We start from the raw sequence: 12471 nt of genomic DNA, 5'->3' as shown, positions 1-12471 counted from the left end.
GTGGCGGCAGGCGGGCTAAGAGTGGAACTGTATTCCGTCAGCGGGGGGCTTCAGTTCGCAGCGAAAACCCCGTGCAATCCGATCAGCGGACCGGCGGTGATCACCGGGAACACGCTCACACTTGGCAAACTCGCAGTCGGAGCGATGGGTTGCGGCGGCGAGTCTTCTGCTCAGGAGCAGTGGGTCACGCAATTCCTAAGTCGCCCGATCGAAATGTCGTTCGTCCACGACACTCTGACCTGGACGACCGGAACGGACACGCTCAGCTTCGAAAGCAAATAGCGGCGGCTCGTTGTGGCTTTACCCTGCCCGCCAGGCGGAATTCACTTCGGAGGCGCCGCTAGTCCATCACAGGGCTCCTCCCCCACCAGGATCCTTGCCACACATCAGCTGCCCTAGAACACATCCTCGGGATCGACAGTGGACGTTGCGTACTCCGGACGCCCGGCCGGCCGATAAGTCTGGATGGTGATGCCGCGGGATGTCGTCCGTGAGCTGACCAGTTCGAGCGCGAGGTCCGGACCGGATTCGGGGAACAACCGTGTGCCCTGGCCGACGACCACGGGATAGGTGAGCAGGTCGAGCTGGTCGATCAGGTCGTTGGCGAGCAGCCATCGGACCAGGACACCGCTGCCCGGCACCAGCAGGTCGCCGTCGTGATGTGCCTTCAGTTCGCCGATTGCCGTGCCGAGGTCGCCGGACAAGACCGTGGTGCCCGCCCATTGCGGGTCGGTGAGGCTGGTTGACGCGACGTACTTGGGCCGGCTGTTCAACGCGGCCGCGATCGGGTTGGTGCTCGGATCGATCATCCTGCCCCAGTAGGGCGCGAAGATCTCGTAGGTCCGCCGCCCGAAGAGGAACGCGGACGCACCGCCGTAGACCTCGCTGAGATAGTCCCCGGTTTCGGTGTCCAGAAGTGGTATCGCCCATCCCCCGCGCTCAAAGCCGCCTCGGCGATCTTCGTCTGCTCCGCCCAATCCCTGCATCACGCCGTCCACTGAGACGTTGGTCGTGGTCGTCAGCCTCATGTCGTTTCACCCCGTCGAACAACGGCCGCGGACCCCTTCTGGATCCACGCTACGTGCCCTCATTGTCCCAAGCCTTTACGCCCTTGGTCCGGTATCGCCGTCGAACGCTAGATAGTGGCAAGAGCGGTTCGATCATGACCGCGCCTTCCGTGCGACGATATCCGGATGGAACAGACTCCGGACGTACTCCGCTATGCCGCCTTTACCGCCACTCCCGGAGGAGGAAATCCGGCCGGAGTAGTCCTGGACGCAACCGGCCTCGACGACGCCCGGATGCAGGCAATTGCGGCCGAGATCGGTTATGCGGAAACGGTGTTTGTCACCGGGAAGACTGTTGGCGGGGACGCCCGCCGAAACCGTGTGCGGTACTTCTCCCCCATCGCCGAGGTACCGTTCTGCGGCCATGCCACTATCGCTTTGGCTGTCGCACTGTCAGGGCGCGACGGTACCGGAACCTTTGTGTTCGATACGGAGGTGGGGCCCGTGGTGATTACGACGGCGGGCCACGGCGACACGGCCACGGCAAGCTTCACGAGCGTGGAACCCCGGGTCGCCGAGTTCCCCGATGGTGTTCTGGATTCCCTGCTCGGATTGCTCGGCGTGGGCCAAGGCGAACTGCACCCGGGCTACCCTCCGATGGTTGCCTTTGCGGGAAACTGGCACCCCATTCTTGTCTTCGCCGAACGGAGCACCTTTGACTCCTTCGTTTTCGACCCGGATGGCATGCGTGCGCTGATGGATGCCCAGGGCTGGGCAGGCACCGTCACGACGCTCTGCGAGATCGGTACAGGCGAGTTCGACTCGCGCAACCTTTTCCCAGTAGGAATCATCACTGAAGATCCGGCGACAGGATCAGCAGCCGCGGCTTTTGGCGCATACCTGCGGTTGCTTTCGCTTGTGGAGACGCCGAGCCGGGTGATTGTGCACCAAGGCAGCCACGTCGGCCGTGCGAGTGTGCTCACTGTCGACATTCCTCCGCAGGGCGGAATTGTCGTAAGTGGTGAAGCCGTGGAGATCGCCGATCCCTCGTAGGCAGTATGGCCTCGAAAAACATAGATAGTAAGGCAACCTATTCAGTTTGCCTTACTATCTGGTAGCGTCATTGCTATGAACCCCCACCCGGATGCGGACACGACCGGCATGCTCGAAGTTGCCGCAGAGCTTCGCGTCCTCATTGGCCAGTTGACACGGCGGCTGCGCGAGCAGTCCCAGGTAGACAACCTGACGAATGCACAAAAGGCCGTGCTGATCCACTTGGACCGTGACGGGCAGGCCACGTTGTCAGCGCTGGCCCGCGCCGAGGGCATGCGTCCCCAGTCCATGGGAGCCATCATTTCCGCCCTTTCCGGCGCAGGACTTGTTGAGAGCGGCCCCGATCCTGCCGATGGGCGTCAGAGGATCCTGTCACTCACAACCGAAGCCCGGGAGAGCATCAGCGCCAGCCGGGCGGCCAAGGCTGATTGGTTGTACCGGACCATCCATTCCAAACTCACGCCGGACGAGCGGAAACAGTTGCCCGGCGCCATCCACCTACTCAAACGCCTTTTGGAGCCGTGAGAAACATGCCCATCACCACGTTGGACCCACAGACCGCCCTCATCATTGTTGACCTTCAGCGGGGAATAGTTGCCTCCCCGAAAGCGCATCCCCTCGAGCCGGTTGTGCGGAATTCCGCGGCCCTGGCGGATGCCTTCCGCAGCCACGGCCTGCCCGTGGTGCTGGTCAACGTCACCGGCGGTGCGCCCGGCCGGACAGATCAAGGCAGCACCGCGGGAAGAGAGTTCCCCGCCGACTTCGCCGAACTCCTGCCCGAACTCAACCAGCAACCAGGCGATCACCTCGTCACGAAGAAGACGTGGGGCGCGTTCACCAACACCGGCCTGGGCGCACTCCTGGAAGACCTTGGTGTGACCCAGGTGGTGCTCACCGGTGTGGCTACCAGCATTGGCGTGGAATCCACTGCGCGGAGCGCCAACGAAGCCGGTCTTAACGTCACTCTCGCCCTCGACGCGATGACCGATCTGACGATGAACGCCCACGAAAACTCCGTCACGACGATTTTTCCCCGACTGGGCGAGACCGGAACGACTCAAGAAATCCTGGACGTGCTTGAAACCACCCGGTCGTGACCGCGCCGGACGCGGCCCCGGCGTCGAGCCCAGCTGACACGGGCAAGCGACGGCTGACTCCCCCACGGTCCGCGACTCGGGCCGAGGCTTCAGGCCAGGGTGATCGGCCCTCGAACCCGCTGGGTTGGAGATTCACGGCACCGCTGCTGCTTGGCTCCGCCCTGAACCCGATCAACAGTTCGATGATCGCCACGGCGCTGGTGGGGATCGGGGCTGACTTTCGCTCGAGTCCGGGCGCCACCGCCGGACTCATATCCGTCCTGTATCTATGCAGCGCGGTGGCCCAGCCGACCATGGGGAAACTCGCCGCCCTCTTCGGGCCCAGGCGCGTCTTCCTCTCCGGCGTGGCCATCCTCCTGCTGGCTGGGGTCGTAGGCGTGCTGGCTCCAAACCTGGGCGTGCTGCTCATTTCGAGGGCACTCATCGGCGTCGGGACTTCAGCGTGCTACCCGACGGCGATGGCGCTTGTCCGCCGGCGGGCCGATGAGTCCGGCATCGGCGTCCCGGGCCGAGTCCTGGGCAACTTTTCGATCGCAGCCCAAGTGACCGCCGTCGTCGGCTTGCCCCTTGGTGGAGTGCTGGCCGGCGCGTTCGGCTGGCGGGCCCTGTTCGCAGTCAACATTCCGCTGGCCCTGCTGGCCTTCACCTTCACTTTGCTTGGAGTGGCGAAAGACGCGCCGGTCCGCAAACAGGGCCTGGGTAGCCTGCTCACCATGCTGGACCTGCCGGGGATCGCCCTCTTTGCTGGTGCGATCATCTCGCTGCTCGTGTTCCTTTCGGCGCTCACGACGCCGGACTGGTGGCTTGCGGTCCTCGCTGTGGTGCTGGCGGGGGTGCTGCTGTTGCGGGAACGGCATGCGCGCAGTCCGCTGATCGACGTCCGGATGCTGGGCAGGAATGGACCGCTGCAGCGTACCTACCTGCGTACGATCCTGGCCGCACTGGCAACTTACGCATCGATGTACGGGGCCAGCCAGTGGATGGAACAAAGCATGGGGCTGAACCCTGCGGCGGTGGGGTTGATTCTGATTCCGCTGAGCCTGCTGAGCATCGTCGTGGCTCGGGTCGTCTCCGGTCGGGCGTGGGTCCGCTGGCCGTTGATCCTTGCGGGCGTCGCTTTGACGCTCTCCGCGGGGGTGATGCTGCTCGTGAACCATGGCTCCGGCGTCGCGCTGCTCATAAGCATGACCTTGCTGCTTGGCCTGACCAACGGGTTCAGCAGCTTCGCCAATCAGGCGGCGCTGTACCTGCAAACGACGGCCGCGGAGATCGCAGTGGCCTCGGGCTTGCTGCGGACGTCAATGTACTTGGGCGCGATCGGCTCCTCCAGCCTCATCGGCATCGCCTTCGGGCCGTCCGCCACCGACGCCGGTTTCCACACTTTGGCCTGGATTCTGGTCGCCATTGGAGCATCGATGGTGCTCCTGACGGCGTTTGATCGCAGCGTTCCGGCCGTCGCCGCCGAGCATTGACATACGGCGAACGCCATAACCTCGCGTCGCGTCAGATGCAAACCCCGCCGAAGCGATCCGCCACCGCGTTAAGGTTCCGTTAAGAACATTCACAAATTTGTGAATCGATCGTAGCGTTCGAAACATGAACGCAGTGATTGAGGCCCGGGGCCTTGAGAAACGCTACGGACGGGTTCGCGCACTCGACGGACTCGACGTCTCTGTCGACGCCGGGGAGGTGCATGGATTCCTTGGCCCAAACGGCGCGGGCAAGTCCACCACACCCGGGTGTTGCTTGGCCTTGCCCGGGCCAGCGGCGGAAGCGCGACGGTCTTCGGTCAGGATCCGTGGACGGACGCGGTGGAGCTGCACAAGCGCATTGCTTACGTCCCCGGCGATGTCAGCCTGTGGCCCAACCTCTCCGGTGGCGAGGCGATCGACCTGCTCAGCCGCTTGCGCGGCGGCACGGACGACAAGGCAGCATACGCTGAGCGCAAGGCCAGGCTCATCGAAGTCTTCCAGTTGGACCCGTTCAAGAAGGGCCGATCCTATTCGAAAGGCAATCGCCAGAAAGTAGCCCTGGTAGCCGCGTTTGCGTCGCCGGCCGACGTGTACATTCTCGACGAACCCACCAGCGGGGCTCGATCCGCTCATGGAAGGCGTCTTCAACCAGGAGATCAGACGAGTGGCTTCGCTTGGCAGCACTGTGCTGCTCTCGAGCCATATCCTGTCCGAGGTCGAGAAGCTCTGCGATAGGGTGACCATCGTCCGCGCCGGCAAGACGGTGGAATCCGGAACCCTTGCGGAGCTGCGCCACCTGACTCGCACCGAGGTGTCATTTGCACGCAATGGGCTGACGGATGCCGAAATTGCCCGCATCCCATCCGTCCACGACGTAGCCCTTGTCAACGGTCGTGCCCGCTTCACCGTGGACAGTGACAAGGTTTCGTCCTTGCTGCCTGTACTGACGGAACTCGACGTCAAAGGCCTGAGGGTCGCTCCGCCGTCGCTCGAGGAACTGTTCCTGCGGCACTATGGCGATGAGCTCAATCCGGCTGAAGCGTCGCTGGCGGTGCGCCGCTCGCGCAAGGCCCGACGTCGGGAAGCCGCCAAGGAGGCGAGCGTGCGATGAGAACTTTGGTCACTTTGCTCCTTCAACGACTACGGCGCGACCGCCTGCAGCTGCTGATCTGGATTGTCGGCATCGCACTCCTGGCTCTCTTCTCCGTCTCCGCGGTTGAAAAGACGTACGGCGACCCCGCGGGACGCGAGAACATCCTGCAGCTCGCCGTCGCCAACCCGAGCATTCTGATGCTTCGGGGAACACCCGAAGGAGGCGGACTTGATCAATTCGTCTTCTTCGAAATCTTCACGTTCATCGTCGTGCTCGCCGGCCTCATGAACACCTTCCTGTCGGTACGGCACTCGCGGGCCGCACCTCCCGCGGCGCGAACGGCGTGGCGGCGGCTGCAGTCACAGCCGCATACGTCATCCGTGGGATCGGTGACGCCCTCGGCACCCCTTCGGCTGACCACCTCCACATGACGGTGTCATGGTGGAGTTGGGCCTCGCCCATCGGCTGGGGCCAGCAAACCCTTGCCTATGACGCGAACACTCTCACTCCCCTGCTGCTCAACCTGGCGCTCACTGTCGCATTTCTCTCGCTCGTGTTCCTCCTTCAGGCACAACGCGACAGCGGCGCCAGCTTGCTCGCCGGCCGCCTCGGCCGCGTTGACGCCACTAGCTCCCTCTCCACGTCACTGGGTCTCGCTTGGCGACTGCAGCGGCCCACAGTGGTGGGCTGGTGCGTTGGCAGCGCATTCGGAGGCCTGCTTACGGGGAGCCTTGCCCACGCGGTCGCCGGCGCGGCAACAGCCGACCCAAATGTGCAGAAGATCATGGAAGGCCTCATTCCCGGAGGCAAAGGTTCGCTCGTCCAGCTCTTTATCTCGGCGATCTTCGTCATGGTCGGCGTGCTTGCCGCCGCCTGCGCAACACAGGTCATCATCAGGATGCGTCAGGAAGAGGTCGCCGGAACAGCCGAGGAAGTGCTCGCCACGCGGGTATCACGAGCCCGGTGGCTGATTGGCTACCTTACTGTGGGCACCGCTTCAATCGTGCTGGTGCTTCTCAGCGGCGCTGCGGCGTCCGGGCTCAGCGCCGTGGCAGTGGGCGATGACTCAGCGCGCGTCGGCGACTCCTTCGCCGCGGCAGCCGCCCAGCTGCCGGCAGCATTGCTGTACCTCAGTGTGCTGGGGCTCGTCTTCGTCGCGCTGCCCGGGTGGACGGTTGGCCTGGGGTGGACGGTTGGCCTGGGGTGGACGGTTGGCCTGGGGTGGACGGTTGGCCTGGGGTGGACCTGGTTGGGCCTCGGCACTGTATTTGGGCTGTTCGGCGGGCTCGTGGGCATGCCTGAATGGATTCGCGACATTTCACCGTTCACCCACTCCCCCGTGCCGATCGGCACCTCTACGGACTGGAGCGGAGGCTTATGGATGTTGTGCATCGCGGTGATGGTCGCGATTGGGGCGACAACGGGCATGAAGCGGCGGGAACTGAACACGACTTAGCGCGGAGGACCGGCGAGGAACCAGCACGCCGAGAAAGGAAAGCACGCGGCAGCAATCTCCGGAGCGGTGCGCTATCTGCAATCCATAGCAATCGTGAGGAGGGTGGCCCAGCCCGGCAGTCGCCGGGACCGTTACGAGGTTCCGCCCAATTCCTGGTTGGCAGCCTTCGCCCATGAACGTCCGGTCTACCGCGCGCTCGCAGACCTCGCCGACGCCGCAAGCAAAGCAATTGGTGAGCGCACCTCCACGGCCGCCGGCCGGCTGGAGGAAATGGCGAGCTTCTACAGATTCCTGGATGCCCGGCTCCCCGAACTCGTGACCGAATGGGAGAAACGCCGCGATGATCAGAAGGGATGACGCAAGGGCGTGCGGGCTTGGCTCGGAGGGGAGCCTTCAAAGCCGGCACTGAATAGCTGGCCGAGTTCCCGCCGAGAGCGGAGGCCGAGCTTGGCCAGGACATTCCGGATATGGAAGTTCACCGTGGCGGGCGAAACAAATAGCTGGGCGGCGATTTGCTTGTTGGTCATGCCTCGTTCGGCATAGAAGGCGATTTCCCGTTCCCGTCCAGTAAGGGACTCGAATGCCTGTAGGTACGGATTGGCGGGCCTGTCGCTCAGCCCGTCGAGCAACTTCATCGCACGGCTGAGGTACGGCGCGGCGCCGAGTACAAGGAAGATCCTTACGGCACCCCTCAGGGCGGTCGCACCGGCTTTCGTGTTTCCCATCGAGATGAGCAGCCGGCCAAGGTCGAGGTGGGCAATGCCCTGCGACAAAGGGAAGCGCGATTCCTTCGCCGCGAGCCGGTAGAACTTGGCCGCCCGGCTGGATAGTCCATACGCTTCGCTGACCCTGCCTTCCAACCAGTCCAGCGAGCCATACACCGGCCACCATCCGCGACCATTCATATCCTTGCAGGCCTGCAACAACCTGTCCGCTTCCTCCGCACGACCCAGTCCAGCCAAGGCGTCAATCCTGTAACTGTGTGTCGATGGCGTGGCTAATGTGATCGCCTCTGATGCGTCCAGCTGTTGTTGCCATTCGGCCAAGGAACGGGCTCGTTCGAGCTTTGCAAGGCCGCTGAGTTCGACTCCGAAAGTGTCATATTCGCTGATTCGGACTTCTTCCGCGCGGCGCAACGCAGCTTCGTATGATTCCGAACGGCCCTGTACTGCCTCGAGGACCGCGGACATCGAGAAAACGAGGGGGCGGGAGGAAACATCGCTGACATCCAGAGAATGCAATTGCGCCGTGCGGACCACCGTCAGCATTTCCTGCACCCTTCCCAGCAGGAAATAGCAGTATGCGAGCACAACCCTGGTGTGCCCGATTGCCAGGCCCGCCCCGGTCGAAGCCGAGACTTCCATGGCCCTCTCCAGATCGACCGTGGCCTGTTCGATGCCGCCAGTCACGCTGAGGAAGCCGGCTCTGCAGGTCAATGCGTCGGCCAAGGCAGGACTGTCGTTCGCACCAGCGATCCGTGCACTGAGCGACGCGAAAGCCTTCGAGATCCGGTTTGGATCCTGGGTGCCGCTTGCACCGATGAGGTTGAATCCATCGAATTGCAGGCCCAGGTCCGTTCCTGAGGGCAGGTGCCGAAGCCTAGGGTCGTGGACCGCCCCCTTGGACTGGCTCAGCTGCTCCAGGTACCGGTGCGCTTGGGCGACAGCGACGGCGGTGGAGGACTTATCGTCGGAGACCATGCGTGAGACGACTATCGCCAACGAAATGTGGGCCCGCAGCAGGGCCTCGTCAGGGTGGTTCAGTTCTTTCGCGATCAGCTCTTCGGCAAATTGGCCGACACGGTCCAGATCCGGCCTCATCTGAAGCAACTGCAACAGCGCGAAGTCCCGCACTACGCCGGGACGCATGGATTGCACCTGAGGCAGAAGGTCCATCACTTCGGCAATGCAATGGTGGACGGACGCAACGACGCAGGCTTCGATGATGCAGTCGTCCCGGCGGCTTCCGTGGAACCTGTCCATCGCCGAGCGTAGGTATTGCAACGCGAGTTCCGGCTGGCCATCGGCCAAAGCGTGATCGACGCCGGAGGTCACATCCGTATAGAGTGCGACCGTCCCGGGTTCCTGCACCAGCAATCGATGTTGCAGAGCAAGTCTCGGATCATCGAGTTCGCCTGCAATCGCGCGGTGGATGGAAGACAAGCGGTGGCTCTTGAGGTTGTCCCGCACCCCGACAGCGAGCAGATCATGAAACGGGCGCAATTGCACGGTCTGCCCGACCCGTGTGCCCCGGACGAGCCCGCTCGCCAATGCTGCCGCGACATCCGTTGGTTCATTCAAAGCGAAGCCAATCCGCTGCAAGCGCTCTTGTTCAATTGGGTCTCGACTGACACACACGAACTCGACGACGGATCGGGCAGGTCCAAGCTGCAATGCGTCGAGCATGGCGGCAAAGGGATTGTTTCCAGGGGCGATGTACGGCAGGGCATCGGGCCAGGGGTTCTGGGCGGAATATTCGGGCCCGGCGGCGTGCTCCATTGCGGCGTTGATCAACAAGGGAGTACCTCCGGCGCTCCATCGAAGCCGTTCAGCCGTACGCGCCGACATCGTTCGATCCCAGACCCGCGCCACGTAATCCTGGACCTGTTCCGGACTCAGCGGTTCCATGGTGACCCGTTTGATAAAGCCCCAGGACAGGTCATCAGCCACCATCCGATCGATGGCTGCGGTACCGGGCCCTGAAACACCTGCCAAGACAACTGTGATCCTGTCGTCGGCGAGTCTCTGCAGCACGAACCGCAGGGCCTTGGCGGAGCGTTCATCTATCCATTGGGCATTGTCTACGACAATGCAACTAATGTTCTTCGGCCGGGAAGCTAGCGCAGACAGTAGTTGGCGGGCAGCAATGACTGGATCCGAGAGGGGTTCGGCCTCGCGATGGCCCAAGGCCACAAGAAGCTTGTCAACAAAGGAGAGTGGAAGGCTACTTTCAAAAGCGTCCGCACTGCACGCCACCACGTTTGCCCGCCTTAGGGCATCCATGAACTGCAAGCACCACGTCGTTTTTCCTATCCCCTGAATCCCAGTGAGCACGACAATCCCGCCACGGTACTGGCGTGTGCGTTTCAGTACAGCGGCGGGAGTGTCATCGCTTGATAGAGCGGGATGTACGACCGTACGTGACGTCATGCCGCCATATTATTTGCAGATCAGCCTTTCATCCCTGTGGGCCGCGGGTTCTGCCAATGTGTCGAGGTCGGCTCCAGAGTCGGAGGAACAGACCCAGAACGAGCGCGGCAACGGCCCCGAGACCCAATCCTGTGAAGACCGGACCGTTGGACCCGGTGTACGCCAGGTTGCCATACGACGCTGTCGATGCCGTGGGCAGGACCACGGTGGACGACGCCATGCCCGGCGCTCCGGGTGATGCCGGGACCGTTGGCACGACCGGAGCCGTCACTGTGACCGAAGCCGGCGTTCCCGAGGCGGGCAGGAAATAGGCGTCCCCTGAGTACTCCACCGTTATTTCGTGGTTCCCCGTGGACAATGCCGGAAGGGTGACAGCGGCCGAGCCGGAGACCAAGGTCACCGCGGTCAGGCGGACCTGGTTGTCAACTGTCAGAATGACGGTTCCGCCAGGCTGCACCGGAAGCGCGCTGCTCGCCGTGACATTTACCCGTAGGTCCACGGTCCGGCCTTCCGAGACGGAAGTCGACGATGGAACAAGAAGGACCGTCGCTTGGGCCCGCGCGGCGTTCACTTGAATCGTTACCGGTTCAGCGGGCCTGAAGTTGGTGTCACCGTCGTAGCTGAGTTGAACTGTGCGATTACCCTCAGCCCAGGGGATCGCGGTGGTGAAGTCACCTCGCGAATCCAACGGGGCCGTTCCAAGAACATCGCCGTTCGAACTTAATGTCACTTGCCCCGCGGGCACACCAGGAGAAAGAGCTCTCAAAGCAGTCCCGACCTTCGCGACCGCCGCGGCCATGTCAGCCGAAACCGTGCCCGTTATCGTAGCAGGCTTGCTCAGGAGGCCGGCGGAAACCGTCGCATTGACGATCCGCGTTGCGAGAGGCTGTACGAGTTGGGTCAAGGATGCCCCGGAGGACTGGAATTTGTAGGAATCGGTGTTGCGTGGCCGGTATGTGAAAGTGAGATCGTGGGAACCCGCGGGTAGGTCGATTGCTCTGATGTTGGCAGTTCCAGCGGCGTCGACAGTAGCTATTGCAAGCTCGGTGCCGCCTTTGTCGGTAACTGCAACCTCGCCGCTTGGAACCACCCCGCCAAGATCGGAGTTGACGACTGTTGCGACGTAGCCGCCGGGAGTGCCGAAGATGGAAGGATTCGTCGTCGCGACGACGCTGGTCCTCGTTGCGTAGTCGGGGGTGTACCAGACGCTGACCCAGCCGCTACCCGCGTTGTATCCCCTGGCCACGTTGCTTGCAGCGGGGTCAACGTAGCTGCTGCCGCCACCGCCGCCACCGCCTCCGGCGCCACCTACGCGGCTGCCAGAAGCGCCTGAACCACTCAGCCAACCGCCGCCGCCACCGCCTCCTCCGCCGCCGCTGGACGAATTTCCGGCTCCGCCGCCGCCGGTTCCCGCCGCGCCGACAGGCCCGATAGCGCCAGAGTGGGCCCCAGGTGCCCCGCCCGCACACCACCCGTCAGCTGACTGGCCATTTTGGTTGGCGGCGCCGCCAGCACCGCCATTGCAATTGACGAAAGCAGCTCCGTGGCCTGCGCCCCCGCCGCCACCCGCGGCGACAACGAGCGGAGTCCCTTGCCCGTTGACTACGGCACTCGCGCCGCCGCCCCCGCCACCGGCAGATCCAGCGAGGGAACCGGTGCCCCCTGAACCTCCGCGAATGAATCCCGATCCGCCGCCGCCTGGGATATGCCGCGACCCTGTCCCCCCGCCAGGTGTTGAAGCGTAAATCTTGAGTGTCTCGCCGGGGGTCACTTGCAGCGTGGCACGAATGTCGGCCCCTGCTCCGCCAGGACCATCCTTGCTCACAACAAAGGCGGTGCCAGGAATATTGATTGGTCCGCCACCGCCGCCGGCGGAGCCCCAGGCCCGGACATCGATGGAGCGGACACCGGCCGGTACGATCCACGTGTCTCCATTGACGTTGGCGAAGTCTCGTTTGGTGGGAGTTGGATCCGGAGCGACGGACACAGCTGGTGACGCAGCATTTGCAGGAGGAGCGCTGAGCCCGAGAGCTCCAACGGCACCCGCGAGCAGGAACATGGACATTTGCACAGCCAATGGCTTGCGTACTGAAAGAGGCCTCATGCCGGGAACACTAGGTACGGGAAGCTGGAAGTCCCGTCCG

Annotated in this window: 11 protein-coding genes and 1 pseudogene; 9 read left to right on the top strand and 3 right to left on the bottom strand. The window is 63.4% G+C overall.

Annotated features, from left to right (window positions below; genetic code table 11):
* Window positions 1-21 precede the first annotated feature (21 nt).
* Window positions 22-282 carry an META domain-containing protein gene (locus AB4074_RS16605; protein ID WP_441414370.1) on the top strand — a complete coding sequence of 87 codons (261 nt, stop codon included), beginning with the start codon at window positions 22-24 and terminating at the stop codon, window positions 280-282.
* Window positions 283-395: 113 nt separating this feature from the next.
* On the opposite strand, the gene AB4074_RS16600 is transcribed toward AB4074_RS16605, so the two are convergent.
* Complete coding sequence (locus AB4074_RS16600; protein WP_441414369.1) at window positions 396-1028, bottom strand: dihydrofolate reductase family protein; 633 nt, start codon at window positions 1026-1028, stop codon at window positions 396-398.
* A 165-nt stretch (window positions 1029-1193) separates the two neighbouring features.
* On the opposite strand from AB4074_RS16600, the gene AB4074_RS16595 reads away from it, so the two are divergent.
* The 8 genes and pseudogenes from AB4074_RS16595 (at window position 1194) to AB4074_RS16560 (ending at window position 7535) form a co-directional block, all read left to right on the top strand.
* Window positions 1194-2060 carry a PhzF family phenazine biosynthesis protein gene (locus AB4074_RS16595; RefSeq protein ID WP_441414368.1) on the top strand — a complete coding sequence of 289 codons (867 nt, stop codon included), beginning with the start codon at window positions 1194-1196 and terminating at the stop codon, window positions 2058-2060.
* A gap of 75 nt (window positions 2061-2135) precedes the next feature.
* Complete coding sequence (locus tag AB4074_RS16590; protein ID WP_441414367.1) at window positions 2136-2585, top strand: MarR family winged helix-turn-helix transcriptional regulator; 450 nt, start codon at window positions 2136-2138, stop codon at window positions 2583-2585.
* Between the two features lie 5 nt (window positions 2586-2590).
* Window positions 2591-3157, top strand: coding sequence for a cysteine hydrolase family protein (locus tag AB4074_RS16585; RefSeq protein WP_441414366.1), 567 nt, complete (start codon window positions 2591-2593; stop codon window positions 3155-3157).
* Window positions 3154-4629 carry an MFS transporter gene (locus tag AB4074_RS16580; RefSeq protein ID WP_441414365.1) on the top strand — a complete coding sequence of 492 codons (1476 nt, stop codon included), beginning with the start codon at window positions 3154-3156 and terminating at the stop codon, window positions 4627-4629. Before AB4074_RS16585 ends, AB4074_RS16580 begins: the two co-directional genes overlap by 4 nt.
* 124 nt (window positions 4630-4753) lie before the next feature.
* Window positions 4754-5740 (top strand): annotated as a pseudogene (locus tag AB4074_RS16575) (ABC transporter ATP-binding protein).
* On the top strand, window positions 5737-6153 hold the full coding sequence (locus tag AB4074_RS16570) for a hypothetical protein (protein ID WP_441414364.1): 417 nt from the start codon (window positions 5737-5739) through the stop codon (window positions 6151-6153). The pseudogene AB4074_RS16575 and the gene AB4074_RS16570 overlap by 4 nt, the downstream one beginning before the upstream one ends.
* Complete coding sequence (locus AB4074_RS16565) at window positions 6150-7178, top strand: hypothetical protein (RefSeq protein WP_441414363.1); 1029 nt, start codon at window positions 6150-6152, stop codon at window positions 7176-7178. Before AB4074_RS16570 ends, AB4074_RS16565 begins: the two co-directional genes overlap by 4 nt.
* Before the next feature lie 102 nt (window positions 7179-7280).
* The gene (locus AB4074_RS16560) at window positions 7281-7535 is read left to right on the top strand and encodes a hypothetical protein (protein WP_441414362.1); all 255 of its coding nucleotides are present in this window, start codon (window positions 7281-7283) and stop codon (window positions 7533-7535) included.
* Here AB4074_RS16560 and AB4074_RS16555 read toward each other — a convergent pair.
* On the bottom strand, window positions 7523-10327 hold the full coding sequence (locus AB4074_RS16555; RefSeq protein ID WP_441414361.1) for a LuxR C-terminal-related transcriptional regulator: 2805 nt from the start codon (window positions 10325-10327) through the stop codon (window positions 7523-7525). The genes AB4074_RS16560 and AB4074_RS16555 overlap by 13 nt on opposite strands.
* 28 nt (window positions 10328-10355) lie before the next feature.
* Window positions 10356-12431, bottom strand: coding sequence for an Ig-like domain-containing protein (locus tag AB4074_RS16550; RefSeq protein WP_441414360.1), 2076 nt, complete (start codon window positions 12429-12431; stop codon window positions 10356-10358).
* Window positions 12432-12471: the final 40 nt, after the last annotated feature.

Origin of the sequence: Arthrobacter sp. 2MCAF14 (assembly GCF_052115645.1) — a bacterium.
In the GTDB taxonomy this organism is placed as follows: Bacteria; Actinomycetota; Actinomycetes; order Actinomycetales; family Micrococcaceae; genus Arthrobacter.
Note: the sequence above shows the minus strand (reverse complement) of the source record. Positions and strands in the feature narration are given on the sequence as shown.